Source organism: Thalassospira sp. UBA1131 (genome assembly GCF_002311515.1).
GTDB lineage: Bacteria > Pseudomonadota > Alphaproteobacteria > Rhodospirillales > Thalassospiraceae > Thalassospira.
Genome location: NZ_DCAO01000104.1, coordinates 73,636 through 97,739 on the forward strand (window position 1 = coordinate 73,636; position 24,104 = coordinate 97,739).

Consider the following 24,104-nt stretch of genomic DNA (forward strand, 5'->3'; position numbering starts at 1 on the left):
TCACGCCAGAACAACCTTGCCGGCATCATGACGATGTGTGGCGGGGTGGCAGCGCTGTGTATCAATGATGCGCTGGCCAAAAGCCTGATGGATCATTATTCCCCGATCCAGATCATCTTCCTGCGCAACATCATCGCCCTTCCCTTTGCCTTTTTGGTGGCGCTCAAAATGGGCGGTTCTCGCAGCTTGCGTTCAAGCCGGGTTCACGTGCATTTCATGCGTGGTGTCGTCTGGATTGCCGCCACCGTGATGTTCTTTACCAGCATCCATCACCTTGGCCTTGCCGAAGCCACCGCACTGGCCTTTGTCGCCCCGCTATTTATCACCGCCCTTTCGGCAATTTTCATTGCCCGGGTCGGCTGGCGGCGCTGGCTTGCCGTCAGTGTTGGCTTTCTGGGGGTTCTGGTGATTGTCCGACCCGGTGCCGCAACGTTTGAGCTGATATCACTCCTGCCGATTGCGACCGCGTTTACCTATGCGATCCTGATGCTAAGCGCGCGCTTTGTCGATACGCGCGAAAGCATGTGGACATTGTTGCTTTATCTCAGCCTGACCAGTGCGATCCTGACCAGCATACCGGTGATCTTCGTCTGGAGCCCGGTGCGGGCAGAGGACATCTGGCTGTTTCTGGCGATTGCGCTCTGTGGCTCGCTTGGCATGGCCATGATCACCCAGGCCTTCCGCTTTGCCGAGGCTCCGACAGTTGCACCCTTCGACTACACAGCACTCATCTGGGCGACCGCGCTAGGCTGGATGTTCTGGGGGGAAACGCCAGATATTCTGACCTTCGTGGGTGCTGCCATCATTACCGCAAGCGGGTTGTTCGTCATCTTCCGTGAAAGCAAGGTGGCGGCAGAGAGTTAAGAATCAACTCGAATACTGCGCGTATTGCCTGGCCAATTGCACGCAAAGATAGATTTTGATATTCAAGACTTTGATGCCATTTGGTTTTAAATTAGTCGGGCCCAGCGATGCACCATTCTCAGGACACACGAGGCAGAGTGAGCAGAGGAATGTTTGGCCGTTTGGCGAAAATGTTACTTCTTGTACTTTGTGCCTCTCCCGCCAGCTACGCTCAGTCACAGGAACTTTCAGCGCCGTATTCGATCTCAGAAGAGCTTTTCCCTGAGTATCAAGAGCCCCTATTCATTACCGATCACGTTAATCGAATACTCAAAGAGCACGCTGGCAATATCCTCTATCCGGAAGACGTAGCCAAAATCGATCTTTCTGATATTACGCCAAACTTTTCCCGTGTTTACTTCTCGACGACTAGTGGGCGCACCGAAGTGAAATTCAACCGAATAGAAGACGGTTATCACTATTTTACAGTACGCAACGAAGTCTTTCCAAACCGGACAAGCGAGTTTCGGATCAAGGGTCGTATTTACGAATCAGAACTAGACAGCGGACGTTTTCTAAATTTGCGACGTGATTGCTTTTTTGAGCTAGGTCCCTGTGAGCTCAAAGCTAAGCCGGATCAAAAATACGGTGCATTTGATCGCAAGTTTCTCAACGGCGTCTGGGTAAACAAACGGAAAGTCATCGGCACACGCGGCTATGCTTACCAAAACATTATCTTAGATAAAAATGGAATTATACTCTATTCCTCAACAGCATTCGGCTTCGGAAGGGAGGGTTACGATTATGAAATCCTTGAAGAAACATCAAACTAGATGCATCCGACAGCTGCTAACTATGTTCATACTAACAGTTGGCAACGCCGTTTTGTTGACTGGATGCTTCTCTTACAGCCTTACTAAAGGCCCGCAGAATTCTGCAAGCCATGATCAAAAGCTTGCAGAAGTTCTCACCACCAATAAAGGGAACATCTTGTCCCCACAGGACGCCAATGACATCTCGCTGAGCATTTCAGATGTTCCGAAGAATTACCGCCTCATGAAACATGACGGTAAATCATGGAAATATGATTTTCTCTATAAGCTTGGAGAATACTATTACTACAAAATAACCCCTTCATATGCTTCTAAAAAGCCGTATCGCATGCGAACTAACGGCAAGAGCACCTCACATTCCTATTCAGCAGATCCATTTCATCTGAGACCAGCCGAAGCCGATGCTTGCAAATTTGTACTCGGAGAATGCAAGTATATCGAAGATGACGGTGACATCACGACCATCACCAACAGCTATCAAAACGGTGTCTGGACAACCAAACGAGAGATCGGATTAAGAGGCATCGGTACTCGTGTTGATATGGAGGTCTACGACATGCAAGGCTTCAGCCTGTTTTCGTCGACAAGCTATACGTCCGATCCTGGCTCATATAGATATTATTTTATAGAACCAGCATCTTAAAAGATTGCGCGCGGTTCGACGCCATAGGTCAGCATCGCACTTTCGCGCATGTCAGCCTCATTCACGTCCTTTTTGAAACGGTAACTGGGTGCCAAGATTTCTTGCGCTTTAGTGACCGTCACGTCAAACAAGGTCGCTACCCTAAAGGCATCACCCGCCATTTCCTGCAGGATGACTTGACGATCCTCAAACCCTGCATCGCCTTTGCGCATCAGGGTCGCCGCGCCATAAAGCTGCCAGCCGCGTTGTGAAAACACATCAACGAAACTGACGCAAACCTGCGGATTTCGGGCGACATTCTGAACCGATCGTGGGGAGGCGATATTGGCGATGATGATGCGATCATCCCCAAAGCAGGCGAAGATTTCCTTGGGACTGACCGACGGCCCGGCCTCAGAACTTGTCGCCAGCCAGCACAAAACCGAACGATTGGCATAGTCGCGGATCTCATCGGTCAGCATGGCAATCTCCGCCAAAAATCAGGGCTGCTGCCTACCAGCAGAAATCCCCCATCGCATAGGTGATGTGTCGGCCTGTCGCGGCCAGAAGGGCATCAAGCTTTTCGCGTTCCGGCAGCGTGCCACGCGGGGCGTCGAGTTCTTCGGCGTGAATGCCACCGGTGACCAGCACGACGTCCAGACCGGCATTGTTGGATCCGGCAATATCGGTCGAGATACTGTCGCCGACGACCAGAAGCTTTGCATCCGGACCCGCATCGAACATCTGCAGGCAGAAGTCATAGGCACTTGCCAGTGGCTTGCCTTCCCAGCGGACATTGCCGCCGAGTTCCTCATAGCGCCCGGCAATCGCGCCGGCACAGATGATGCGTTTGCCACCGCGGATCACTTCACGGTCCGGGTTGGGGCACAGCACCGGCAGGTCACGGGCCTTAAGCGCATGCAGAAGGTCTTCATATTTCGAAACCGGGTCATGATCCTCGTTCGGGCCGGTAATCAGAACCCAGTCGGCGTCATCGACCTTGGTGACGATTTCGACATCCTGATTTTCAAACATCGACATGTCGCGCACCGGCCCCACCATCAGGACCTTGCGCCCCAGCTTGGCGTACCAGGGATCAGAGCGCGCGACGAGCTGGGCATAGGCGACCTCGCCCGATGCCACCGCCGGGCCATACAGATCGCGCGAAATACCCATATCTTCCATCCGGCCAACCACGACCGATGACCGACGCGGCGCGTTGGACAGAAGGGCCACCGGAATACCGGCTTCCTTAAGGGCCGTCATCGCGGCGATCGAGCTTGGATAGGGCGTCACCCCGTCATGCACCACGCCCCACAGATCAAGGATCACGGCATCATATTTGCCAATCACCTCGGACAGGCCTTTGATCATTTCATAGGGGGCGGTCTTGCTCATGCCGTCCAGATCCTTGTGTTATTTCTTGTTTGATTTGGCGGCCACGGAAGCCTTGGCAGAACGGGCTTCATCGACCGGAATGCCTTTGCCCGAAATTTCCGGAAAGGCAGCACCGACCGCATCCGATACATTGGCAAAGCCATCCTTGCGGAGCCGCCGTGCGAGGTCTTCCTTGATCTCGGTGACAAGCTCCACACCATGATAAACCAGCGAGGAATAAAGCTGCACCAGCGATGCGCCATTAAGGATCTTCTCATAGGCATCCTTGCCCGATGCAATCCCGCCAACCCCGATCAGGGGCACCTTGCCCTCGGTCAGACGATAGAAATCCGCCAGAACCTTGGTGGAGGGTTCCATCAGTGGCGGGCCGGAAAGACCGCCCTTTTCATCCTGATCATAGGAATTAAGCCCGACCGGCCGATCAATCGTGGTGTTTGAAACGATCATGCCATCAAGTTTGACCTTGGTAACCACGGCGGCAATGTCGGATTTGTCTTCCTCGGTCAAATCCGGGGCGACTTTCAACAACACCGGCACACCCTTGGCAAAGGAATTGCGCGCCTTGATCACGGCCTTAAGCAGCTTTTCAAGCGGGGCGCGGCCCTGCAAAGCGCGCAGGCCCGGCGTATTGGGCGAAGACACATTAACCACCAGATAATCGGCATAGGGGCCAAGCGCCTCGACCCCCTTGGCGTAATCATCGGCCGCGTCTTCGGAGTATTTGTTTTTGCCAAGGTTGGCCCCCAAAACGCCACGCCGCGCACGTTTACGCAGGCGTGAGGCCACCAATTCGGCCCCGTCATTATTGAACCCCATGCGGTTGATCACCGCCCGGTCGGAATAAAGCCGGAAAAGACGCGGCTTCGGATTGCCTGGTTGCGGCAGTGGTGTGACAGAGCCGATTTCAACAAAGCCAAACCCATGTGAGAGCATCTGGTTGGGGACTTCGGCGTTTTTATCAAAGCCCGCAGCAAGCCCGACCGGATTGGCAAACTTGCGCCCGAACACCTCGGTTTCGAGCATCGGGGTCGCGTCGGTCGCGTCATCCGCCCGCGGCACCAGATTGTTTTTCAGCGCCCAGATCGCCAGACCATGGGCGGTCTCGGCATCAATCCAGCGGACAATCGGCAAAACCAGTGACTTATACCACCCCACGCGAGACGCTCCGTGCTTGAAAGGACATGCCCTTTTCTTACGCGGCCAAGGGCTTTTGGGCAAGGATCAATGGCATTCAGTGGCGCCATGCGGCCGGTTATTTTCTTATGGCCGCTCCATCAACGAACTCAGGCGCTGTACTGCATAAAATCATGCACCGATGTTTTTATCGCGTGGCCACAGATTGACAGCCGCCATTTCCGGAATATCTAGGAGCGACCAAAACAGAAATTCCGATCAAAGGATATCCAATGTCAAAACCCGACATTCTCTTCACACCTTTCAAGCTGAAAACGCTTGATCTTCCCAACCGTATCGTCATGGCCCCGATGACGCGTAACAAGGCACCGGACGGTATTCCGGGTGCCGCCAATGCCGATTATTACAGCAAGCGCGCCGCAGGCGGTGTTGGTCTGATCCTGTCCGAGGGGACTGTGGTCGATCGCCCGGCATCGCGTAACCTGCCGCACATTCCGCTTTTCCATGGCGAGGCTGCCATGGCCGGCTGGAAGGCGGTTGCCGATGCCGTGCATGCGGCCGGTGGCAAGATGGGCCCGCAGATCTGGCATACCGGATCAACCCGCACACCGGATGGCTGGGAACCGGACGCACCGGTCGAAAGCCCGTCGGGTCTGGTCGGCCCGGATGATCCGCGCGGCAACGCCATGACGGAATCTGATATTGCCGATACGATTGCCGCCTTCGCCAAGGCGGCCCTTGATGCCAAGAATGCCGGTTTTGATACCTTTGAAATTCATGGCGCGCACGGCTATCTGATTGATCAGTTCTTCTGGTCGGGCACCAACCTGCGCACCGATCGCTTTGGCGGCAAGACAATCAAGGAACGTGCCACCTTTGCCCGCGAAGTGGTGGCCGCCATGCGCGCCGCTGTTGGCCCGGACTTCCCGATCATCCTGCGCGTCAGCCAGTGGAAACAGCAGGACTTTACCGCCCGCCTTGCTTACACGCCCGATGAAATGACCGATTGGCTCGGCCCGCTGGTCGAGGCCGGGGTCGATATCATCCACGCGTCCCAACGCCGTTTCTGGGAACCGGAATTCCCCGAGATTGATGGCGAAAAGGGTCTGAACTTTGCCGGTTGGGCGAAGAAGCTTACCGGGGCGCCGACGATTTCGGTCGGTTCTGTCGGCCTGTCATCCGACTTTATCGGTGCGTTTTCTGGCGAAGCATCGGAAAAGGCCGGCCTTGATGAGCTGATCAATCGCATGGAAAAGGGCGAGTTTGACCTGATCGCGGTTGGCCGCGCGCTTCTGAGCGACGCGCAGTGGGCCAACAAGGTCAAAAGCGGCGCCTATGATCAGCTGGAAGACTTCAACGCCTCTGCCCTGGCAGAACTCGCGTAAGTCAGCTCCGACCAAAAACACAAAAAAACAGCCCGCCGAACCATCGGCGGGCTGTTTGCGTATCGGGCGGTTTAATTGGCTGAACGGGTCAGATGATCTGAAACATCAAAATCACGGTACCGAGGGTCATGGCAATGGCGGCGAGCATTAAAAGCCCGTCACTAACGAGGATTGCCAAGCCAAAGGCAGCAATGGCGCTCAGCGGCGCGACGGCGGCAAACGGAACAAGTTCAAACATCGGCATCGACAGCGACAGGATCAGGCACATAAGCGCCGCAATCCGCACAGCAACCCCGCTGATCAGGCTTTCAAACCGCCCACCGAACCAGCGATCCATGCGTTTGGCCACCGGATCAATCTTTTCCAGCCCGGCACGGACCTTGTCACCCCCGATTTCCCGCGCTGCCAAGACGTCGGGCAACCATAAATGTGTGCGCCCGATGATAATTTGCAGGGAAAACACGGCAACGAGTGCGGCCAGAAAGGTCGGCGCAAAGGGAATGCCACCAATCGGCGACACACCAATCAGGGCCGGCACCAGAAGAAACGGCCCCTGACTGCGTTGCCCAAGCTCGGCCACGATATCGCCGACCGAAACATGGCGGTCGCCTTCTGCGCGCTTACCAATCCGCGCAACGATATCCGCGACCTTTGCATTTTTCGGGGCCGTCATGCCCGGGCCTTTTGGCTATGGATCTGAATGGTATGCATGAAACCACAACGCCTGACGGGCGCGCTTGTTTCCGCGCAATTTGCGCCAGAACAATGCAAACCCGCCGCACCTATGCTGAGATCGCCCCATGACACAGCTTGGTCTTGATAAACTCAAAGCAACCCTTGCCGCGCGAAGCCCCGCCCCGTTTCATTTCCATGAAATCTATGGGCAGAGCTGGGACGCGCTTTATATCGGCGACAAGGTCAAACTCGGCCATTCATTCCTGAATGCCGTACGCGCCGGGAAACTCCCCGGCGTGATCAATACCGGCACCAAGAAAGGCGGCGGGCGATTATATCTTTGGAAACCGCGCGGGATTTAAATCCGGCGCGTTGAGGCGGGGCTGGCGCAGATTAGCGCAGATCTTGCGGCAGAATATGAACACCGTTTTCATCAAGGCGAATTTCATCGACCTTGGTCACGTGCTCCACGGACAGAACATCATACAAATGCGGGAACAGCGTACCGCCGCGGGCCGGTTCCCATTTGATTTTCGCGGCAATCGGTGCGACCGGCACCCGCAGCAATTTCAAATGATCCCGCCCGGCATAATGCAGCGCAAGCGTTGCGGCCAGCGTATCCTGGGTCGAGAAATGGATAAAGCCATCGGCAATATCGTGCGGCGCACCGTCATATTGTCCGGCACTGAGCGCTTCTGCCCATTCATCCGAACCCAATACGCGATAGATCATGTCATCAGTTGTATTTGTCATGGCGGGAATTTAGGCAGACAGTAACCAAACGGCAAGCTGAAAGAGAGTTTTCCACTATGTCTTCGCTACCTCCCAATCTGAATTCGCTGCACAAACAAGAAGAACAACTTCGCCAAAAAGCGCTTGAAAATATCGAAAATGACACTGATTTCGCCCTCCATCTGAAAATGGTTGAAGCAGCGATGGATCTGTCAGAGTCTTTCCGGCAATCAAAGGGAGAAGATGAGGAACTGAATGTTCTAAGGGTTCTGTCGATAAGGACATTCAACGCGCTTGGAGCAAGTTTGAAGCTGGCATTTAGTGGCTACAACCAAAATGCAGCTCTGCAGATGCGCGACATATTGGAAACTGCATTTCTGTTGGATTATTTGCTGATGGAGAAAGGGCAAATTCTTGCTTGGTGGAATGCGGATGGCAAAACGCGTAGAGCCAAATACACGCCAGCAAAGATACGAGAAGCCTTAGACAGAAGAGACGGCTTCAAAAACAACAAAAGAAGAGATACTTACTTAATGTTCTGCGACTTGGCCGGTCACCCAAATCGCCACATGACACATATGCTGCGACCAACTCCAGAAAGCGAAATCGCTGCTGGCCCATTTATGGAAATGACAGGACTTAAGGCGACAATTGGCGAAATGGCCAAACTGGCATTTCAAGTCGGCGTGTCCATCAATTCATATATGGACCAAAGATATACTATCATTAACCCGAGCCAAGCCCAGTTCTTACTGGTCAGCACTAATTGGAAAAAAACCTACTTTTCCCAAACATCAGTTAGAAACCGCTAGCAACCAAGACTTGAGGTTGGAAAAACGTTCCGTCTTGGAAAATTCAGGACTGCAGACCAGCCAATAGGCCGATTTCATGGGAACCGTCGGACCAACCGGTGCCAGAAACCCTTGCGCGATATCGCCTTCAATCAGAAGGGTTCGACCCAGCCCGATGCCCATGCCGTTGATCGCGGCCTGCAACACCAGATCGGCACGGTCAAAGGCCAATGCCTTGCGATCCGTATCAAGGCTTAAACCAGCCTGCGCGCAATAATAGCCCCAGCTGAAATCCGTGCCATCGCGCTCCCCCACCGCATCCTTAAGCAAGGTGACATCACGGTTACCAAGAACATCTTCAAGCCCCCTGTCCCCGGCGACATAGCCCGGACGGGCGACCGGCACGATCGCCGCCTTTTTAAGCAAGCTGGAATGCAAACCGGGATAGGGCCCTGCGCCAAAGCGGATGGCGGCATCCATCGTGCCAGCACTGAAATCCACCGGCCGGTCATTGACGTCCAAGGCGATCTCAAGCCCGGCTTCTTGGGCACTCGCCAGATTGGGCAACACCCATTTCATCGCCAGTGCGGATGCCACCGACAGGCGCACCGTGCCTTCTGTCCGGAATTTTTCCAGCCGGTCAAACGCCCCATCCCAGACATCAACCGTTTCAATTGCCGCCGCACACAGCACCCGGCCATATTCGGTCGGCGTGATCTGGCGCGTGGTGCGTTCAAACAACGCAAAGCCAAGCGCCTCTTCAAGCTGGGTAATCCGGTGACTGACGGCCGATTGATGCACACCCAGCTTTTCGGCCGCCTTGCTGAAACTGTTTTCACGCGCAATCGCGGCCAACACCGGGGCCAGGGGGCTCACCCGCGCAATCAGATCGCTCCGCGACATTTCATGAGATTTCTTCATCTATATATGAGTCCAGAATCCCTGTGAGATTTATTAAAACAGCCACAACAGAGATTTTATCAGGAATAGAGTCATGAGTACATCTCAACAAAATACCAAAACCGTCCCGGTGCAGATCGTCAATGCGTTTGTGAAAAATGGTCAGGGCGGCAATCCGGCCGGGGTCGTGCTGGATGCCGATCAATACAGCGACGCGCAAAAGCTGTTGATTGCCCAGAAAGTCGGGCTTTCCGAAACCGCCTTTGTCTCGAAATCCGAGACCTGCGGCATCAAGCTTGATTTCTTTACACCGACCAAACGCATCGCCCATTGCGGCCATGCGACCGTCGCAACCTTTTCCTATCTTGCCGCACTCGAACGCTTTGGCGATGGCGAGACATCAAAGGAAACCGTCGATGGCCCGCGCAAGATCATCCTTGATCACGGCATGGCCTATATGGAGCAACTGGCCCCGACCTACACCCCGGCCAGCAAGTGGGTTGATCAGGGTGTCACGCTGTGTGATGTGCTGCAATCGCTTGCGATCACGTCTGATGATCTTGATGACCGCGCCCGCCCGGTGCTGGTCAATACGGGCAATAACTTCATCGTTATTGCCGTGAAAGATCAGGCGACGCTTGCCAACATCACGCCCGATCAGGACGCCATCAACGCGATTAGTGAGAAACTGGACCTGATCGGCTATTACATCTTCACCACCGAAACCGGTGGCGCAGGTGATACCGGGATTGACGCCACCACCCGCATGTTCGCCCCGCGCTACGGCATCACCGAAGAAGCCGCCACCGGCATGGCCGCCGGCCCGCTGGCCTGCGTCCTTCATGATCTGCTGGACATCAAAAAGGACAGCTTCCTGATCGCCCAGGGCGAATTCATGCCCGAACCGTCCCCCAGCCAGATCAAGGTCACACTGGACCTTAAAGATGACCGCATCACCGGCCTTCTGGCAGGTGGTCAGGGCAAGGTGATGAAAAACCTTAAGATTGTGCTTTAAGCACGGATTGGTGTCAGGACCAAAGTTTGGCGCTTCTGCAAACTCGCAGGAGCGCCACATTTTACCCATAAGTAAAATTTAGCTAAAAATCGGGACACAATCACCGAATTTTACTTACAGGTAAACTTCACTTTACATTCGCAGCAAAACCCCCTAAATTTACCCATAGGTAAATTTGGAGGATACCATGCACATCACCCGCATGGACGAGCTTGGCCCGGAAATCCGTAAGGCCCGCAAGGCGCTTGGCCTGTCGCAAACCGATCTGGCGCTTGCCACGGGGCTTAGCATCAAGTTCCTCAGCCAGCTTGAAACCGGCAAGGCCGACAATCCAAGCTTTGCCAATATCCTGGACATCACCCGCGCCCTTGGCGGTCAGGTGATGCTGGACTGGTCGGATATGGCATCCGAACCCGATCCCGACCAAACGGACGGAGACCGGGCATGACCAAAACCCTTCTGGTCCTTGCCAATGGCCGCGACCGGGTTGGCGTTTTGCGCGCCGATGCACGCGGTTATATGTCGTTTGAATATGACCCGGAATGGCTTGCAAGCCCTGCGGCCTATCCGGTTTCGCAAAGCATTCCGCTTCGGGATGGTGCGTTTGACCATCAGGCCATTGAACCATTCTTTGACGGGCTTCTGCCCGATAAAAAGGATGTCCGCCGCCAGATCGCAGCATTGTTTGATGTCGCACCGACGGACGAGTTTAGCATTCTGGAACATATCGGGCGCGATTGCGCCGGGGCCTTGATGCTGATCCATCCCGATCAGGCGGAAAGCCCCCTGCAATCCGGTGTCCGTCTTTCGGCGATCTCGACCAATGATCTTGCCAAACGCATTGCCGAGCTGCCCCAAAGACCGCTTTTCATCGAAGAGGATGAAGTTGTCCTGTCACTGGCCGGGGTCAATGACAAGGCCGCGGTTTATATCGATCCAGCCACACAGGAAATCTCCCTGCCGTTTGGCGGATATCCAAGTACCCATATCCTCAAGATCGATATCGAACGCCTGCCGGACTCTACCCGGACCGAGCATTTCTGCATGAAACTTGCGCGCAAGATCGACCTTGATGCCGCGCACACCAAAATCCGCCTGTTCAATGATCGCCCTGTCCTGTTCGTCACCCGCTTTGACCGCGCCTACGCCCAGACATCAAACGGCGTCCGCGTTACGCGCCTGCATCAGGAAGATTTCTGTCAGGCACTTGGGGTGAACCCGGATGTCAAATATGAACGTCAGGGCGGACCGGACCTTGCCGCGATGTTTACGCTCACCAAACAGGCATCCACCATCCCGGCGCGCGATATCCCCAAATTGCTTGGGTTTGTGATTTTCAATTTCCTGATCGGCAACCCGGATGCCCACGCCAAGAACTATTCCCTGATCTATCGACAACGCCCGACAAATGCCAATGCGACAAATGTCCACACCGCGATCAGTCCGCTCTATGACGTCAACAATGGTGCGGCATTTCGCGATTGCTTCAAAAGCCAGCGCCCCCGCCTCGCCCAATCCATCGGCGGATGCTTTGACCCGACCGAACTGGACTGGTCGCACTGGGAAGCCCAGGCCCGCATGATCGGAAGCTCCCCCACCGCGCTTCGCAAGGCGTTGCTCAACATGGCAAAGAAAGTCCGCGAAACCATCACTCCGCTGCGCGATGAAGTTCGCGGCACGGATGCCGACAGCCCCCGTCTGGACCATATCGTTGACGATGTGTCGAACCGGTGTGAAGCTTGGATCAGAAAACTGGGGTGATCACATGGATGATGATTTCGAATTGCCGCCGGGCATCGGCCCGCACAATGACCGCGAACTGGAACTAATGCTGGCCGGAACAAAGCCGATGGCAATGTTCTCGGACGCAGTCCACGTCAGCGACTATTTCCCCGAAGCCGACTTTGCCCCGCATGTCAAAGCAGGCCGGATCATCCGCGTTGAGGAAATCATCCCCAAAGAGCCGTACGACATGCGTTACCTGTTCTACGCCCTGCCCGGCGAAGACTGGCGGATTGAGGAAGCGTTGGTGATGTGTCGCAATTTATGCGCCGGAACTGTTAAGGATCACGACGCTGATTCTGCGCGGATGGGTGAGTTGTTAGGGTATTCAGCACAGGATATAACGGCGTTCCTTGAACACCTCCAAAGAGGCAGAAATCAAGAATGACCTCAGATTCTCAAAAGCGTGATGAGCGCAACTTTGTGCTCAAAGCTTCTCAGCTACTAAATACCTCGTGGGAAATTTTAGAACAGCGCGAGAAACCAGATTTTATCATAAAAGAGGGCGTACTTACTTTTGGTCTGGAGGTAAGGGAAATTTTTCTTAATGAAAATCAGAACAAAGGGGGATCGTCCGTAAAACAGACTGAACAACATCGAAGCAAAGAATTGGAAAAATTTGCTCAGGGTTTTGAGAAAACATCTGATTTGACATTGCATGTTCGGCTTCTTAGGAAGCCAGATGCCGGAAATATCTCTGAATGCGAGTTAAAAGAACTGCATCAAGCCTTAATGGCAGAAAACCTTGAAAGCAGAGAAACCGGCTACCGAACTCAATTTTTGCTCCGTTGCGGCACCAAGGTTTGGGTCACCAAAGAATTTCATTCTCGCTGGTACGTTGTAAACGACAGAGTCGGATGGGTAAGCCAAGATCCGGTTGAGCTCATTCAAGCCGCAATCGATACAAAATGCAAAAAGCTGAATACTTATCGTAAGAATGCAGGACCAGATGTACGCTTACTTTTGGTCGCCAACCACCTGAATAACAGTGGGAAAATCACGCTCTCACTAATGACCAGCAGGTCTTTTGATCTGCAAGGCTTTACGAAAGTCTACTTCTTATCTCATCCATTAGAAGCTTTGGAGCTCTGACGTCGGTTGCTTCACCAATATTGCTCATACTCCTTGAGCAAAAGCGCGGTCGTCATCAAACCTCGGCTTTCCGCAAACTGAATGATCTTATCCGTTGTAAGAGCCGGGTTTTGATAGCGCACTCGCATGGCCTTCAATGCGCCAAAGGCTGTTTGCTCATGCAGGGTTATGGTATCTGCGATGAATTCATCAGGTGATTTGAGCTCAACCCCGAACTTCGCCAATTCACTCGGCGGAAAATCTTTGAGGTTATCTGTCACCAGAACCTGCGCGTTGGTGTGAATTGCCGCGGCCAGAACGTGGCGATCATCGGGATCTGGCAGTGACACCGCCGAAATCAGCGCGTCATATCCGGTCACGCAGGCATCTCTGAATGCCCGCTCAATTGCCGCACGCTGCTTGGTCCCATCCGCCTCGCCCTTGGTGATTTTTAGGATCGCCCGTTCGGTTTCATCAAGGATCTGAGGGCTCCAGCGGGGACGAAACAGTTCAGCTCGCGCTAGACTGAGTAACAAGTTCCGCTTGAACGCATCGGCCAGAACACAGGCATCAAGAAGTGCTGTAAAATGGTCTGCCCGATATGTCATCTGCGATTAATATCCTTTCAGAAGAAGCTCTGCATCCATCTTTGCCAATTCAGACAAGGCCTCGTCACGTTCGGCATCCCGCCGGGCTTTATAAGCGAACAAATCCTCAGCCTTAATCCTGCGATGCCGACCTACAGTTGTAAATTTGATATCACCCGCTTCGAGCAGCTTGATCAAGTAGGGCCGAGAAACATTCAACAGATCTGCCGCCTGCTGCGTGGTCAAGTCTACCGAAAGCGGCACCATCTGAAATCCTTGACGGCTGGAAACCAGACGCAGCAAAGCCATCAGGCTCTCCGTCAGCGCCGGGCTTAGCGTGATCGTTTCTGGCTTACCGTCACCGGGCGTAACTGTCAGCTTGGTATCTTCACCTTCTTTTGTCTGCGAAGCAATGATCTGGCGAAGCTGATCCGCTGTCGCGCTTTCAATTTGCGTTGGCAATCTACCGCCAAAATCGTCTTTGCGAATTGCCGACATCTCTTATCTCCATTCCCTTTTCCCACATCGCCAGCCTCTTCGGCCCTTAGATGCAGCTATATCATATGCCACTCCCGCGATAAACGCAATATTCGAAACATCCGAAATATTCGAAATCACGATAATTTCTTATCCGCACTCCTTTTCACAACACTCACGCCCAAAACACCCAACGCAATGCCCCAGATCGGGCTGGTGTTGACGAGTGCTGCGATGATCGCCGGGGCCTGAAGCGGGGTGAGGATGATGGCGTAGGCGATGGCGCCCATGGTCATGATCCAGGTGAGGGCCACGGCGTAGCCGAAGCTCGGGCGCCAGCGCCGGACAAAGGCGTCTTCGCTGGCGACCTCGGCCCGGATGGTGCGGTTGACGGATTTAAGTGTTTCGGTATCACGCGCCAGTTCGATTTCGGCCATGCGTTCGGTGTGGCGGTTGGCCGCGTTGATTTGTTCGGGCGTGACGTCGCCCTTGGTCACAGCCGCCTCTACATGTTTCAGGCCCTCGGCCGCGGTTTTGGCAATCGGGTTGTCGATATGGTCAAGCCCCGCACCCACCGCCTTCATCAAAAGCGGCAGGCCGATCTGGGCGAGCAATGCAGGAATCATTTTGCACCTCTGGCAATTTTTGAAGCCTTCACGATGGTCGGGATTATCGGTAAGACGTGGCGAAAAGAAGTAGTGGTGAGAACCGGCGCGCAGCGTACGTGTCAGTACGTGAGCACCGGAAGCGCAGCCAATGCTTCTTTGCAGTCCGTCTTGGCGGCAAGAGCGGCCATCGGATTAACCGATGTCTTTGTAGAACAGGTGATTGCCGATTTCTGCGACCGGCACATGCCCACGCGCCCAGAACGGATCAACTGCATGGGTGTGATAATGGGTAGCACCGTCGGTTTGATCGGGAAGCTCCCCCACCACCGCGCGCTTGGCGATGCGTTTGCACAGGCGATAGGCCGGGTCACGCGGGCTGAGTGCCAGCAGTTTCTTGCGATTGGGGTCCGCTTCGTTCCAGCAGGAAAACTGTGCCGGTTTCAGGCATACCGATTTGATGTCATTGCCCCACCAATAGCGCCCGCGCCGTTTCACAAACGCAACCCGGTTGAGGATGACCGATGCCACGGCCTCGATCCCGGCAAGCTCCTCGCCACGCGCCTCGCCATAGAGGGTACGGGCAAGAACTTCGACCTCGGGCAGGGCATCGGGATCAGTAACCGGCGTTGATACCGATCTGGTCAGGGTTTGGGGGTCGGTCATAAGCTCAGATCCTTTTTGCTCGGGATGGGGGGCATGTCGAGCTTGGCCTCAATCCGGAGCAAATGGCCGGTCAGGCGCTTTTCGACATCCTTGAGATAGGGGATGGAGACATAGTTGCGCGCGACATCGAGCTTGAAGGCAGCCAAGGCATCGCGCAGGTCGCTGGCATCTGATTCCTCGCGGGTGCGGAGCTGTTCGACGCGGCCAAGCAGTTCGGAACGCATCCGCCAATGCAGCCAGAACAGGCTGGCGACAGCAGGGATTTCAACAGCCGTGATCCACCAGATCACATCAACCGTCTGGGTCACAGGCAGGGTCATGGGGGCCTCGATTTTCAGACAAAGAAAAACCCGCAAACCGATGGTTTGCGGGTCAGGTCGACCTCTTCTCCACCCGGGGCGACATCCCACGGGCTGGATAAGCGGTCAAAGCAGTCAGGAGGCGGGGAAGCTTGGTTTAAGCTGCCGGGCCTTTGAGCTTTTCTTCCAGGTCCTGCCAGGCCTCGCCAGAGGCGACGAGGCAGCTTGGGCCGGACGGATAGGTAAACAGGATGGTCCAGGTCTGGCCATCGGGGGCTTTAAGCACCTCGATCACGCCACCATTGGACGTCACGCCGACCGCGACCGGTTCTTCGGAATATTTTGCGCTCAGGCTGTCGATCACCTTGGATCGATCCCCGCAGACGGGGGATGCCGAGGCTGGGGTATGTGTTACTGCAACGGCACCTGCCACCACAGCAATCAAGCTCAGTGTTTTCAACATGGTCAGGCCTCCTGACAGTCAGGTGCGCCCACATGGACGTCTTGTTTTCCTGGACTGCAAAATCAATCAACAAATGATCTTTGGCCGCTTCCTTGTGCCGGCTTCATGGGCCGGGACCCGTCTTTTTCTGGCTTCGAAAACTCACTTTAGTATAGGAAGAAAAATTACTTACTATGCTTTCATATAATAAACGTAGGGACCAAAGCTGAATTTTCCATGAATATTTCACAAATGTGATACAGACCTGCGCTAACCATTTGGCATTGTGAGAAAGTTTTTTCTTCCCTCACGAATTGAAAGCCCGTTCTCACGGGTTGAAATGGCTATCGGCCCGGAAAATCCCGCTTTGTGCCCGCCAGTCGGCGCGTTTGATCGGCATATCGACCCGCGGCAAACGCACCGGATCATGCAAAATACAGCCCGCCACCGCATCAAGCCCGTCATCGGCACTTTTGTTGGCATTGCTGTTATCCGGATGCCAATCGCGCATCTGGCGCAGGAACGGTGTCTGGCAAACAGCGCGATGGACATGCAGCAATCCTGCCCCCATCACCGCACCAAAGGCATCCTCGATCCGGGTGGCCTTGTTGGTACTCTCATGATGTTCTACGACGCTTGCCGCCCATCCGATTGATTTCAGTTCACGCCTAAGAATATTGGGCAGGAACCGGCCAATGCCATTGGTCTCGACCCGGACCGACGGCAAATGATGGCGCGCCATAAAGTCGGCCACCTGCGCACAAAGCTGGCTGGCTTCATCGCGCCATGGCCTGTCACCGCTTTCGGCCGGATCGCCCGGGTCGGCCGCGCGCAGCCATGCGATATCCTGCAACCAGTATTCCCCCTGATCACAGATATAAACACAGGCCACCACCGCCCCGTCGCCCCGAAGCGACCCGAAACTCGGATCAAAATGGCAGGCACTGGCGACCATGGTTCGCCCGCCAATCCGAAGCGTCATACGGCCATTGCCATGCGTGATCTCGGCCGTGTCGTCATAGAACCGCAATTTTGCGGGGTCGAGCATCCCGGCCACCGGGGCCATCATTTCAAGCATCATCTGGCTTTGAAACTTGCGCTCTGGGGTGCGGATCCGCATGGCATCAATCGCGGCTGCGTCAAACCGTTCCGGCCAATTTGATGTCCCGTCCTTATTGACGATGGGAAGTTCAAAGCGTGAAAAACCGGCCAGGAACGGGGCGACTTCCCCGATTTCAGTTCGCGCTTCATCGGCGTAGATCGAATAATAGCTGTGCGGGGTGCCGACATAAAGCTGCGCACCGCTTGGCCCCAGCACATAGGCAATCTCGCCAAGCTTTTCGCGCAGCTCGGCACGTTTATGGGCGGTATCGCTGTTTTTTGGCACCTCGACATCATCGCAAATCACCAGATCGGCACGCGACCCGGTAATGTTGCCGCCAATGCCTACCGCCTGCATCGATGGATCACGCAACACAGCCGTCCGCGCCACGGTAAAGCGCTCGCTCCCCCAATCGATCAGCTTTTCGGGCAACAGGGCCCCCATCAGCGGATGACGCTCAATCACGCGCTTGACGTTGCGCACCATCTTTTTCGCCAGATCCAGATCGGCGGCCAGCACCAGAATGCGCAAATCGGCATCACGATAAAGCACCCAGGCACAAAACAACCCGACCAGTGTCGATTTCCCAGAATTGCGAAACGCCATCAAAAGCATCTCGCGTTTGCCCGACTGCCAGCAGTCCTCAAGCCAATCGGCCATCCTCCGGTGATGGGTCGGCAGGCTGAGCCCCAACATCTGATCCCAGATCCAGACGAATTCGGCGAAGCGGGCCTGTGCCATTGGCATTTTCCTCACTCCATCAATTTGGTTGTTGCGGTCTGTCACGTTCGCGTCCGGGCGACGTCAAAGCTGTGTCTGAACACCATGACAACAAGGAGAAACTCGATAATGCAGACCTATCGCAGCATGCGTTTTGGCGGCCTGATGGCAGCCTTTCTTTTCCTGACACTTGGTCTTTTGCTGGCCCTGCCTGCACACGCCAAGCCGCCATCGGCCTGTGCCCCGACAACGTTTTCACTCAGCGGCAGCAATGTCGACAATGCGTGGAAACAGGTTACGAACAGCCAGTGGAGCAACATGTTGCCTATGATCTGGCAGGACAAAGGATTTCACTTTTATGCCCGCGTTCGTGAACGCGGGCCGAATGCCGGAATTCAGACCCCGTCAGACCTTGAATCTGAAATCCGCCGCGGCACGGCAACAACCACGACCACGGCAAATCGCTATCAGATCACCCTGAATATCCAAAACGGTAGCGGCAGTTTCATGAAAGTCTTCTACGACTATGCCGGTGGCAAGAACGCCAAATGCGAATTGGTGACATTGTCCTACTGATCTCAGCGCCCTACCATGCTCATTGAATGGTGGGGCGCAGCACCTCAGGCGCCTGCAAGACCACGCTTTGCCTCGGCAATCAACTGATCGACATTGCTTTTCTCAGGTGCGTCTTCATCGACTTCTCCCGCCCCCTCACACGCCCAGCGCAGAAGCTTGATCAGGCTTTCAAGATGCCCAAGGGCTGCCTTGCAGGCCGCCTGATGGGCGGAGAATTCCCTGGCGTCCATGATCCCGGCCGCCTCCCCCGCCAGTCGGTGATAGGCATCGCGCGCCATGGCAATGTCATCGGGCAATTCACCCAGCAGCCGGGTTTGCAGGGCCATGATCGGGTCGGGTGTTTTATCCGTGCTCATGAGGCTTAAACCACCGAAAGTTCAGACAGCCGCGCATTGGATAGCTTTGTCGGCCAATAGGCCAGATTGCGCAGATGGCCGTTGAGTGCCTTGTCGGTGCCGCCAAACGATCCCAGCACGATGTTGGAAAAATTGCGCGGCATGGCAAAGCCATCGGGCGAGGACAGCACCACGCCATCCAGCCCGACCGAGATCACATCGTCATCCCACGCCAGCGCGATGCGATGACGGGCATCCTTGGCAAGCGTGCCATAAAGCGACTGGGTGACGAGCGGCACGCCATCCTTTCGCAGCGAAATGCGGAGCTGATTGGCATCGCTGTCATAGCCAAGATCAAGGTGATCATCATTAAGGCTGAGCGAGTAAAGCTGCACGATCCGCCAGATGCCCGCCCAGTCGGACGCGGTATGAAGATCAAAAACCAATGTCCCGCGCCCCTGCGCGAACCAGTCGCCCGGATCAAGCCGCACATCATCGCACGCCCGCGCGGCCGGGATGCCGTTGCTGATGATATCACTGGTCGGCGCAGGCCCGGCTTCAAGCTGCGCATTCCAGATCAGGACAGAGGCCGGAAGGGCCGAAACTGCCGTACTGATTTTCGGATAGCGGGTCGCACCGGATGCCGGTTCTGCAATCCACACCCGCTGCCAGTTTTCATCCAAGGCAAAACCATGTGTGGAAGCCCCGTCAATTCCGCCAAGCGTGATGTCGGCCGTGCCTGATACCGCACGCATCCAGACGGCAAAGCTATAGGTTTCACTGGCCACAAGCCCGCCGACATTCTGATACAAGCCATCCGCACCCGCCGCACTTCCGGGCAGATCAAGCTGCATCGCGGTTTGGCTGCCATCCGGGGCGGCGATTGTGCTGGCACTTACCACCACACCGCTATTCTTTTCCCAAAGCGCGTTGTCAAAGGTGGTCGAGTAGCGCAGCAGGTTGGTCGCCGCCCCCTCGATCAGAAGGCCCAAGCGACGACCAAGCCGATCATGGTCATAAGCCGGTTCATCAATCGCGCGGGTTTCAAGCAGGCCATTTTGGCCGCGAACAAGCTTGGTGCTGGCGCGCGAAACATTCATGCAGGCCGCAAGCGGCTGATAACGCAATCCCATTGGATGCATCTCCGATCAGTGTGTGTCGATGGATGGCAGGCGCGGGTTGGCGTACTAGCCGCCAATGCGATGAATGTGACACCAGGTCAAAAGACCGCTTGCGCCAATGTCGCGTGTTTGCGCATCGCTATGCGACAGACGCAGGCGCAAACCGGTGCCGGGTGTGGGATTAATCCGGGCAATACCATTCAGGCGCAAACTGTGCGCCGCGCCGCTGCCCATGGCGGTAATGTCATTGGCCTGCAAGTGGCTCGACCAATCGGTGCCGTCAAAGCGTTCGAGCGACAAGGTGGTAGAGACCGACTGGTCGGTAATCGGGAAGCGCACCCCGATATCGACATGATAAAAGCCCGGCGCGAGGCCGGTGATACCATGCACGCCACTGTCATAAAGCCCGTGGCTGTCTTCAATCACCTGATCCCATTCGACCAGAAACGCCCCGCCGGCCGGGATGGATTGGCTGGCCACACGCAAAAGCTTCACCACCGGGCCGCTTTCATGGATCGGAGCGGCAAACCAGCGCGTGCCATCACAGATGAGATCGACCATGTCGCCCCGTGTCGGCAGGGGGTAAACGCTGACTTCCGCCCCGCCATTGGTCGGGCGGATGATATCGCCCGATGCGGTCGTAATATCGACCATCGTGCCATCACCGTTAAACACCCGAAACCGAACGCCATTGCGCGCAACGGACGCCACCGGCAAGGTCAATTGCGCGCCGCTGGAAAGCCTGACCAGCGATCCGGTTTCGCGGATATCCATGATCCGGCTGACCGGCGCATCGATCACCGGCATGCGGCGCTCATCCTCCCACGCCAGAACATCACCACTGCGAAAATCAAGATCGAGCATCGCCGAGGCGCTTGATCGTTCAAACGACGCGACCGCGATTTCAGACCGGCTTTCGGCGGCCTCGGCCCGGTTGGCGGCATCTTGTGCCTGGCTTGCCTTATGGCTTGCGACCGCGATATCATCGGCCGTCGGCCCGTTGCCAAGCCCCGTGCCTTCCGCATTCCAGATCAGCGCCCGACCGGGCTTGATCACCGGAAGCTCTGCCGACGCGCCCTCCCCCTGATCCGCGCCAAAGCGCAAAGCCCCGGAAAGCGCGCGATCCACGTCACCAAGGGCGGCCGTCATGAAATCAAGATCACGTTCAAGCGCATCCCCACGCGGGATCGACATGGCGTCAAAGCTGCTCAGGCGGCGCAAATGCAACTGCCGGGCAATATGGATGGTGCTGCCATTTGCCGGCGGCGTTTCGAACCGCACCACGCCACCCCCGCCCTGATCGGTGGGCATGAGTGCGATGTGAAAGCCGGTATCGGTTTCCGTCCCATTGATGCTGATACGCACATCACCGGCATCAAACACATCAAAATCAAACGGAAAGGTATCGCGTGCGCCATCACCGACAAAGGCAATGGCGGCACGGATCTGATTGGCAAAAACAGCGCCCATAGCTTCTTCCCCCTAATAAACCTCAGCCCAGAACCTCAGCCCCAGCCATCACGCTTGGAGAACCAGGCATTCAGCCGTGCAACCGTGTCATCCTGTGTCGATCGCAACAGCGACTTTTCACGCCAGGCGGCCTGTTGGTTGATGCGGTTGCGGTTTCTCGCGGCGGCATCGGCACTCTGGTCTGCATCCTGCCGGGCGGCTTTTTCGTAACCCGCCAGAACCGCACTGGCCGATCCCGCCCCCCCCGCCATCAGGCCCGATGCCCCTTGCCGGGCGCGCGCGGTTGCCTGACGACGACGCAGGTCTTCTTCGCGATTGGTGGCGTCTTCGCGCTCGCGCGCTGCGATCTCGGCCAGCTCCGCCTGACGGGCGGCTTCGGTTTGATCTATCCGGCTTTGTGCATTGGTCTGGTTGGCGCTAATCCGTTGTCCGGTTTGCAGCACCGATGCCGCCATCGGCACGATTGATGTAAATCCACCCATCAGTCATTCACCCCCATTTCACTGGCCACACCAAGCAACAAAAAAGGCCGGGGCAATGCCCCGGCGATGCGCCAAAGTCCACTTTTCAGTCCCCCGCCACTGCCCCGCCGCCAGCCCAGTGCACGGAGCGTGATATCGCCGCTATAAAGCGCATCTTTGTCATCGGTGGAAACCGGCAGCGCGACATCACGCAATCCCCGACCGGTATCGACGCGCAGCTGCCCGGTTTCCTGCAAACGCAAGGTCACCGAGACCAGCCGCACGGCATTGCCGCCATGCGGGCGACTGCCATCCGATGCGGCCGGCGGCAGGGCATAAATTTCATGGGTAAAGGGCAAGCCGACCTCGATTTCCGATACAGCCCCGATGTGATCAGGCAATGTAATCGTACCCCCGGCAACCGCTATATCTTCGGCAAGAACGCCATCGTGCCAGACACTGATATCAAGCCCATCCAGCGGATCAAGATTGCCCCAATGCCGGCGCGGTGCTTCGCCCGCAACCACCGCTTGGCGACGATAAAGATCAAAGCCGCATTGCGGGTCAAACACACCTAGGAAATAGCGGCCATCGCGTTCCAGCACGACATAGACGTCGCCACCTGACACCGAAACGGATGCAAAGGCACATCCCGCCACCGACTGCGCCGACCAGGCGGTGATCGCCTCGCTGCGGTAAAGGGTCAGTGTGGCAAGCGATCCGTCGCGCATCACCACATGCAAAAGCCGCCGATCCGGATCAAAGGCCTGATCAATCGGATGATGGATCAGATGGCGCGACAGCAACGCCAGATCGGCCGATCCATACGCCTGCTCGACATCGGTAAACAGGAATTCGCGAATTTCGCGCCCGCTCCGCCCGGCAAACAGCGTTGCGCCATCAACATTGACCAGCGGCACGGTGCGATCACTTTGGCTGCCGATCCGGGTCTGGCGCGTGACCTGCACATTGGCCGGTGTCAATGGATCGCCCGTCACCATCCATTCCGACCCGCTGGTAAAGACCTGCAAATGACGCCCGGCGAAAATGCCGGTGATCGCATTGACCTGATCGGCCAGCAGGGCAAATTCAATCGCCTCGTCATCAAGCCCTTCGCCGAGCTCGAAATTAAACAGATCGCCCGATTTCGACATCCACAACCGGTTGGGCAGATCGCGCGATCCGCCAATGATCAATCGATCCTGATGAAAGGTCACGCTGCGCGGCCAACCCCGCACCTCGGAAAAGGCCTGCTCAACAAAATCGACGGTGGCATTCGCGTTTGGCAACGCCTGCTTCAGCGCAATCTGCGCGGTTCGGGCATCGGACACGCTGGTGATCTCACCCTCAACCCCCTGAATCCGCCACAGGGTCCCGACATGCTCTGGCACGAACACATCCATATTGGCCGTGAGCGTGACGGTCCCACTGGTACCCGATGGCGTCAGGGTCGCAGCCGGCTCGACAAACTTGTAATAGGGCTGGCTGGTTCTGAAATTGGTCTCACGCCAGGCCCAAAGGCTGGTTTGCCAGCTGCCATCGCCGGTGCGTGTGATCCGGACCGGCGGAGCATCGGGATGCACGACCAACAGCGTATCCGCACTTTGCGTCCAGTTCAGAAGATCATGGTGCTCTGGCCCAAACGTGGTTTCAAACCAGATCGTCTCGACCCCGTCTTCAAACACCAGTGCGCGGTTATCGCCAAAGGCCAGCAGATAGGTCTGCTCGGTATTGAACTCGAACTGGATCAGGCGCGCGGGTCCCGGCAATTCATCAATCAATCGAATACCGGGACGACGGCGCACCCCGCCCGATGGCTCGATAAACACATTGCGCAGGCGCGCTGCCCCATTGGCATAGGCGCTTAAGTCCGATCGCCCCCACAATTCCGGGGCCAGTTCGCCGGTCGAAAACGTGTTTTTCTCCAGAACGCGGCGTGCCATGGGGTGCTCCCTCAATGAATAAAGGTGATACGCTTGCGGATCGGAATCCCCGCCTTCGCGGGGATGACGGAAGATAAAATAATCTCATGGAACAAACGTCATTCCCGCGAAGGCGGGAA

General features: G+C 56.0%; 30 protein-coding genes. 12 read left to right on the top strand and 18 right to left on the bottom strand.

The annotated features are described in order from the left end of the window. From B3Z49_RS16455 to B3Z49_RS16465, 3 genes are all read left to right on the top strand, one after another. Nucleotides 1-864 (top strand): DMT family transporter (locus B3Z49_RS16455; protein ID WP_296992832.1); only part of this gene is annotated, 864 nt, incomplete at its 5' end. Between the two features lie 137 nt (nt 865-1,001). Further along, the gene (locus B3Z49_RS16460) at nt 1,002-1,676 is read left to right on the top strand and encodes a hypothetical protein (RefSeq protein ID WP_157092640.1); all 675 of its coding nucleotides are present in this window, start codon (nt 1,002-1,004) and stop codon (nt 1,674-1,676) included. Between the two features lie 22 nt (nt 1,677-1,698). Beyond that, nucleotides 1,699-2,319, top strand: coding sequence for a hypothetical protein (locus B3Z49_RS16465; protein WP_296992836.1), 621 nt, complete (start codon nt 1,699-1,701; stop codon nt 2,317-2,319). Here B3Z49_RS16465 and B3Z49_RS16470 read toward each other — a convergent pair. Genes B3Z49_RS16470 through B3Z49_RS16480 form a run of 3 tightly spaced genes read right to left on the bottom strand, consistent with a single transcriptional unit; the run spans nt 2,316 to nt 4,851 of the window. Next, on the bottom strand, nt 2,316-2,780 hold the full coding sequence (locus B3Z49_RS16470; protein ID WP_063087858.1) for a pyridoxamine 5'-phosphate oxidase family protein: 465 nt from the start codon (nt 2,778-2,780) through the stop codon (nt 2,316-2,318). The genes B3Z49_RS16465 and B3Z49_RS16470 overlap by 4 nt on opposite strands. Before the next feature lie 31 nt (nt 2,781-2,811). Then, nucleotides 2,812-3,696, bottom strand: a complete 885-nt coding sequence (locus B3Z49_RS16475) for a TIGR01459 family HAD-type hydrolase (protein ID WP_296992840.1) — start codon at nt 3,694-3,696, stop codon at nt 2,812-2,814. An 18-nt stretch (nt 3,697-3,714) separates the two neighbouring features. Next, nucleotides 3,715-4,851 carry a quinone-dependent dihydroorotate dehydrogenase gene (locus B3Z49_RS16480; protein WP_296992842.1) on the bottom strand — a complete coding sequence of 379 codons (1,137 nt, stop codon included), beginning with the start codon at nt 4,849-4,851 and terminating at the stop codon, nt 3,715-3,717. Between the two features lie 251 nt (nt 4,852-5,102). On the opposite strand from B3Z49_RS16480, the gene B3Z49_RS16485 reads away from it, so the two are divergent. Further along, nucleotides 5,103-6,215, top strand: coding sequence for an NADH:flavin oxidoreductase (locus tag B3Z49_RS16485; protein WP_296992845.1), 1,113 nt, complete (start codon nt 5,103-5,105; stop codon nt 6,213-6,215). An 88-nt stretch (nt 6,216-6,303) separates the two neighbouring features. On the opposite strand, the gene B3Z49_RS16490 is transcribed toward B3Z49_RS16485, so the two are convergent. Then, a complete protein-coding gene (locus B3Z49_RS16490; protein ID WP_296992847.1) occupies nt 6,304-6,888 on the bottom strand; it encodes an exopolysaccharide biosynthesis protein in 585 nt (194 codons plus the stop codon). Between the two features lie 127 nt (nt 6,889-7,015). Here B3Z49_RS16490 and B3Z49_RS16495 point away from each other — a divergent pair, with 127 nt between their 5' ends. Then, complete coding sequence (locus tag B3Z49_RS16495) at nt 7,016-7,252, top strand: DUF1413 domain-containing protein (protein ID WP_296992849.1); 237 nt, start codon at nt 7,016-7,018, stop codon at nt 7,250-7,252. A 31-nt stretch (nt 7,253-7,283) separates the two neighbouring features. Here B3Z49_RS16495 and B3Z49_RS16500 read toward each other — a convergent pair whose 3' ends face one another. Continuing rightward, nucleotides 7,284-7,643, bottom strand: coding sequence for a DUF952 domain-containing protein (locus tag B3Z49_RS16500; protein ID WP_008890198.1), 360 nt, complete (start codon nt 7,641-7,643; stop codon nt 7,284-7,286). A gap of 56 nt (nt 7,644-7,699) precedes the next feature. Between B3Z49_RS16500 and B3Z49_RS16505 the strand changes: the two genes are divergently transcribed. Then, complete coding sequence (locus tag B3Z49_RS16505; RefSeq protein ID WP_296992852.1) at nt 7,700-8,434, top strand: hypothetical protein; 735 nt, start codon at nt 7,700-7,702, stop codon at nt 8,432-8,434. Here B3Z49_RS16505 and B3Z49_RS16510 read toward each other — a convergent pair. Beyond that, nucleotides 8,417-9,316, bottom strand: coding sequence for a LysR family transcriptional regulator (locus B3Z49_RS16510; RefSeq protein ID WP_296992853.1), 900 nt, complete (start codon nt 9,314-9,316; stop codon nt 8,417-8,419). The two genes, B3Z49_RS16505 and B3Z49_RS16510, sit on opposite strands and share 18 nt — an antisense overlap. A 91-nt stretch (nt 9,317-9,407) precedes the next feature. On the opposite strand from B3Z49_RS16510, the gene B3Z49_RS16515 reads away from it, so the two are divergent. The 5 genes from B3Z49_RS16515 to B3Z49_RS16535 all read left to right on the top strand — a co-directional run bounded on the left by B3Z49_RS16515 (nt 9,408) and on the right by B3Z49_RS16535 (nt 13,202). Beyond that, complete coding sequence (locus B3Z49_RS16515) at nt 9,408-10,328, top strand: PhzF family phenazine biosynthesis protein (RefSeq protein ID WP_296992855.1); 921 nt, start codon at nt 9,408-9,410, stop codon at nt 10,326-10,328. A gap of 187 nt (nt 10,329-10,515) precedes the next feature. Further along, the gene (locus tag B3Z49_RS16520; RefSeq protein WP_296992857.1) at nt 10,516-10,776 is read left to right on the top strand and encodes a helix-turn-helix domain-containing protein; all 261 of its coding nucleotides are present in this window, start codon (nt 10,516-10,518) and stop codon (nt 10,774-10,776) included. Beyond that, a complete protein-coding gene (locus B3Z49_RS16525) occupies nt 10,773-12,089 on the top strand; it encodes a type II toxin-antitoxin system HipA family toxin (protein ID WP_296992859.1) in 1,317 nt (438 codons plus the stop codon). The genes B3Z49_RS16520 and B3Z49_RS16525 overlap by 4 nt, the downstream gene beginning before the upstream one ends. 4 nt (nt 12,090-12,093) lie before the next feature. Beyond that, entirely contained in the window at nt 12,094-12,498 is a 405-nt protein-coding gene (locus B3Z49_RS16530) for a hypothetical protein (protein ID WP_296992861.1), read from the top strand. Further along, nucleotides 12,495-13,202 (top strand): hypothetical protein, encoded by a 708-nt coding sequence (locus B3Z49_RS16535; protein WP_296992863.1) that lies wholly within the window; start codon nt 12,495-12,497, stop codon nt 13,200-13,202. Before B3Z49_RS16530 ends, B3Z49_RS16535 begins: the two co-directional genes overlap by 4 nt. Nucleotides 13,203-13,213: 11 nt before the next feature. Here the strand turns inward: B3Z49_RS16535 and B3Z49_RS16540 are convergent, their stop codons facing one another. The 7 genes from B3Z49_RS16540 to terL form a co-directional block, all read right to left on the bottom strand. Continuing rightward, nucleotides 13,214-13,789, bottom strand: coding sequence for a PIN domain-containing protein (locus tag B3Z49_RS16540; RefSeq protein ID WP_296992866.1), 576 nt, complete (start codon nt 13,787-13,789; stop codon nt 13,214-13,216). A 6-nt stretch (nt 13,790-13,795) separates the two neighbouring features. Next, nucleotides 13,796-14,266 (bottom strand): helix-turn-helix domain-containing protein, encoded by a 471-nt coding sequence (locus B3Z49_RS16545; protein ID WP_296992868.1) that lies wholly within the window; start codon nt 14,264-14,266, stop codon nt 13,796-13,798. Between the two features lie 116 nt (nt 14,267-14,382). Beyond that, nucleotides 14,383-14,871: a 3TM-type holin gene (locus tag B3Z49_RS16550; RefSeq protein WP_296992870.1), complete on the bottom strand. Its 489-nt coding sequence runs from the start codon at nt 14,869-14,871 to the stop codon at nt 14,383-14,385. 174 nt (nt 14,872-15,045) lie between these two features. After that, nucleotides 15,046-15,516, bottom strand: a complete 471-nt coding sequence (locus B3Z49_RS16555; protein WP_296992872.1) for a cell wall hydrolase — start codon at nt 15,514-15,516, stop codon at nt 15,046-15,048. Beyond that, on the bottom strand, nt 15,513-15,836 hold the full coding sequence (locus B3Z49_RS16560; RefSeq protein WP_063088040.1) for a hypothetical protein: 324 nt from the start codon (nt 15,834-15,836) through the stop codon (nt 15,513-15,515). Before B3Z49_RS16560 ends, B3Z49_RS16555 begins: the two co-directional genes overlap by 4 nt. A gap of 136 nt (nt 15,837-15,972) precedes the next feature. Beyond that, complete coding sequence (locus B3Z49_RS16565) at nt 15,973-16,278, bottom strand: hypothetical protein (protein WP_008890208.1); 306 nt, start codon at nt 16,276-16,278, stop codon at nt 15,973-15,975. 307 nt (nt 16,279-16,585) lie between these two features. Next, nucleotides 16,586-18,100, bottom strand: a complete 1,515-nt coding sequence (gene terL / locus B3Z49_RS16570) for a phage terminase large subunit (RefSeq protein WP_296992874.1) — start codon at nt 18,098-18,100, stop codon at nt 16,586-16,588. 108 nt (nt 18,101-18,208) lie between these two features. Between terL and B3Z49_RS16575 the strand changes: the two genes are divergently transcribed. Continuing rightward, nucleotides 18,209-18,655: a hypothetical protein gene (locus tag B3Z49_RS16575; RefSeq protein ID WP_296992876.1), complete on the top strand. Its 447-nt coding sequence runs from the start codon at nt 18,209-18,211 to the stop codon at nt 18,653-18,655. Nucleotides 18,656-18,699: 44 nt separating this feature from the next. On the opposite strand, the gene B3Z49_RS16580 is transcribed toward B3Z49_RS16575, so the two are convergent. The 5 genes from B3Z49_RS16580 to B3Z49_RS16600 are packed head-to-tail and all read right to left on the bottom strand — an operon-like array spanning nt 18,700 to nt 23,985. After that, nucleotides 18,700-19,011, bottom strand: a complete 312-nt coding sequence (locus B3Z49_RS16580; RefSeq protein ID WP_296992878.1) for a hypothetical protein — start codon at nt 19,009-19,011, stop codon at nt 18,700-18,702. 5 nt (nt 19,012-19,016) lie between these two features. Then, nucleotides 19,017-20,123 carry a phage head spike fiber domain-containing protein gene (locus B3Z49_RS16585; RefSeq protein WP_296992880.1) on the bottom strand — a complete coding sequence of 369 codons (1,107 nt, stop codon included), beginning with the start codon at nt 20,121-20,123 and terminating at the stop codon, nt 19,017-19,019. 54 nt (nt 20,124-20,177) lie between these two features. Then, nucleotides 20,178-21,581: a hypothetical protein gene (locus B3Z49_RS16590; protein ID WP_296992882.1), complete on the bottom strand. Its 1,404-nt coding sequence runs from the start codon at nt 21,579-21,581 to the stop codon at nt 20,178-20,180. 35 nt (nt 21,582-21,616) lie between these two features. Next, nucleotides 21,617-22,063, bottom strand: coding sequence for a hypothetical protein (locus B3Z49_RS16595; RefSeq protein WP_296992884.1), 447 nt, complete (start codon nt 22,061-22,063; stop codon nt 21,617-21,619). Then, on the bottom strand, nt 22,063-23,985 hold the full coding sequence (locus B3Z49_RS16600) for a hypothetical protein (RefSeq protein WP_296992886.1): 1,923 nt from the start codon (nt 23,983-23,985) through the stop codon (nt 22,063-22,065). The genes B3Z49_RS16595 and B3Z49_RS16600 overlap by 1 nt, the downstream gene beginning before the upstream one ends. Between the last annotated feature and the right edge of the window lie 119 nt (nt 23,986-24,104).

Excerpts from the sequence above, each read along its gene's own strand:
- B3Z49_RS16465 (WP_296992836.1), top strand. The coding sequence starts at position 1,699 with ATGTTCATACTAACAGTTGGCAACGCCGTTTTGTTGACTGGATGCTTC.
- B3Z49_RS16470 (WP_063087858.1), bottom strand. The coding sequence starts at position 2,780 with ATGCTGACCGATGAGATCCGCGACTATGCCAATCGTTCGGTTTTGTGC.
- B3Z49_RS16475 (WP_296992840.1), bottom strand. The coding sequence starts at position 3,696 with ATGAGCAAGACCGCCCCCTATGAAATGATCAAAGGCCTGTCCGAGGTG.
- B3Z49_RS16485 (WP_296992845.1), top strand. The coding sequence starts at position 5,103 with ATGTCAAAACCCGACATTCTCTTCACACCTTTCAAGCTGAAAACGCTT.
- B3Z49_RS16490 (WP_296992847.1), bottom strand. The coding sequence starts at position 6,888 with ATGACGGCCCCGAAAAATGCAAAGGTCGCGGATATCGTTGCGCGGATT.
- B3Z49_RS16495 (WP_296992849.1), top strand. The coding sequence starts at position 7,016 with ATGACACAGCTTGGTCTTGATAAACTCAAAGCAACCCTTGCCGCGCGA.
- B3Z49_RS16500 (WP_008890198.1), bottom strand. The coding sequence starts at position 7,643 with ATGACAAATACAACTGATGACATGATCTATCGCGTATTGGGTTCGGAT.
- B3Z49_RS16505 (WP_296992852.1), top strand. The coding sequence starts at position 7,700 with ATGTCTTCGCTACCTCCCAATCTGAATTCGCTGCACAAACAAGAAGAA.
- B3Z49_RS16510 (WP_296992853.1), bottom strand. The coding sequence starts at position 9,316 with ATGTCGCGGAGCGATCTGATTGCGCGGGTGAGCCCCCTGGCCCCGGTG.
- B3Z49_RS16515 (WP_296992855.1), top strand. The coding sequence starts at position 9,408 with ATGAGTACATCTCAACAAAATACCAAAACCGTCCCGGTGCAGATCGTC.
- B3Z49_RS16520 (WP_296992857.1), top strand. The coding sequence starts at position 10,516 with ATGCACATCACCCGCATGGACGAGCTTGGCCCGGAAATCCGTAAGGCC.
- B3Z49_RS16525 (WP_296992859.1), top strand. The coding sequence starts at position 10,773 with ATGACCAAAACCCTTCTGGTCCTTGCCAATGGCCGCGACCGGGTTGGC.
- B3Z49_RS16530 (WP_296992861.1), top strand. The coding sequence starts at position 12,094 with ATGGATGATGATTTCGAATTGCCGCCGGGCATCGGCCCGCACAATGAC.
- B3Z49_RS16535 (WP_296992863.1), top strand. The coding sequence starts at position 12,495 with ATGACCTCAGATTCTCAAAAGCGTGATGAGCGCAACTTTGTGCTCAAA.
- B3Z49_RS16540 (WP_296992866.1), bottom strand. The coding sequence starts at position 13,789 with ATGACATATCGGGCAGACCATTTTACAGCACTTCTTGATGCCTGTGTT.
- B3Z49_RS16545 (WP_296992868.1), bottom strand. The coding sequence starts at position 14,266 with ATGTCGGCAATTCGCAAAGACGATTTTGGCGGTAGATTGCCAACGCAA.
- B3Z49_RS16550 (WP_296992870.1), bottom strand. The coding sequence starts at position 14,871 with ATGATTCCTGCATTGCTCGCCCAGATCGGCCTGCCGCTTTTGATGAAG.
- B3Z49_RS16555 (WP_296992872.1), bottom strand. The coding sequence starts at position 15,516 with ATGACCGACCCCCAAACCCTGACCAGATCGGTATCAACGCCGGTTACT.
- B3Z49_RS16560 (WP_063088040.1), bottom strand. The coding sequence starts at position 15,836 with ATGACCCTGCCTGTGACCCAGACGGTTGATGTGATCTGGTGGATCACG.
- B3Z49_RS16565 (WP_008890208.1), bottom strand. The coding sequence starts at position 16,278 with ATGTTGAAAACACTGAGCTTGATTGCTGTGGTGGCAGGTGCCGTTGCA.
- terL (WP_296992874.1), bottom strand. The coding sequence starts at position 18,100 with ATGGCACAGGCCCGCTTCGCCGAATTCGTCTGGATCTGGGATCAGATG.
- B3Z49_RS16575 (WP_296992876.1), top strand. The coding sequence starts at position 18,209 with ATGCAGACCTATCGCAGCATGCGTTTTGGCGGCCTGATGGCAGCCTTT.
- B3Z49_RS16580 (WP_296992878.1), bottom strand. The coding sequence starts at position 19,011 with ATGAGCACGGATAAAACACCCGACCCGATCATGGCCCTGCAAACCCGG.
- B3Z49_RS16585 (WP_296992880.1), bottom strand. The coding sequence starts at position 20,123 with ATGGGATTGCGTTATCAGCCGCTTGCGGCCTGCATGAATGTTTCGCGC.
- B3Z49_RS16590 (WP_296992882.1), bottom strand. The coding sequence starts at position 21,581 with ATGGGCGCTGTTTTTGCCAATCAGATCCGTGCCGCCATTGCCTTTGTC.
- B3Z49_RS16595 (WP_296992884.1), bottom strand. The coding sequence starts at position 22,063 with ATGGGTGGATTTACATCAATCGTGCCGATGGCGGCATCGGTGCTGCAA.
- B3Z49_RS16600 (WP_296992886.1), bottom strand. The coding sequence starts at position 23,985 with ATGGCACGCCGCGTTCTGGAGAAAAACACGTTTTCGACCGGCGAACTG.